We start from the raw sequence: 758 nt of genomic DNA, 5'->3' as shown, positions 1-758 counted from the left end.
CCCCCGACGTGTCCACTTTCCGGGGGTCAGGCCCTTTTGACTGCGGTATATGACACCGCCCGTCGGCTGCCGTCGTTGGCGGTCAGGCGCTGGCATGCCTCTTCCAGGATTGGTTTGTTGCCGTGTTTGCCCATCGAAAGCACATTTCGGCAAGACTGGTACGCCTGGGCCGGGATGGCTTTCGCCGCGATGAGTTCTTCGATGACCTTGCGTGTTGCCGGGCCGGTTTTGCTGGCTTCGCGATAAAAGTAGTCACTGGTCCACAGTCCACGGGTGGAGTCCATTCCAGATGGAATGTGCTCATAGTCAGTGACATAGGCCCCACGCTTATGCGAAACCTGGTGGGTTGCCACGGTCGTCCCCTGATCAAAGACGGTCAAGACCTGGCCTGTGATGCGCACATCGACAGTGCGGCCAACAAGCTGATGCGGAACGGAGTAGCGCACCGTTGCAACCGTGATATGGAAATCAGGGGCTACTTTCGCGCGCTTCCACTCGGTGTACTGCCATGGGGTTGTCGGCAGGTCAGCAAGGAGATGCTGCTCGTGTTCTTCGAAGAGATCCCTGCGGCTGATGTGCTGACTGCGAAACGGCACGGACCTGTTGATTGCATCGACTAAGTCCACAATCTTTCCGTTGAGCTCGTCCAAGTCAACACACTGGTGGCCTTCAAGGGCGTGGATGACTTTGTGTGTGACGATCTTTACCGCAGCTTCCACATTCGCTTGGGCCTGACCCCCGGAAAGTAGACACGTCGG

The 758-nt window shown here is 57.7% G+C and carries 1 pseudogene; it reads right to left on the bottom strand.

The annotated features are described in order from the left end of the window. Positions 1–26 precede the first annotated feature (26 nt). Positions 27–758, bottom strand: a pseudogene (locus HMPREF2978_RS02315) (IS21 family transposase); the annotation flags it as partial.

The sequence above is a fragment of the Corynebacterium sp. HMSC074C01 genome (genome assembly GCF_001814605.1).
GTDB lineage: Bacteria > Actinomycetota > Actinomycetes > Mycobacteriales > Mycobacteriaceae > Corynebacterium.
This window is presented reverse-complemented; position numbering and strand designations above follow the sequence as displayed.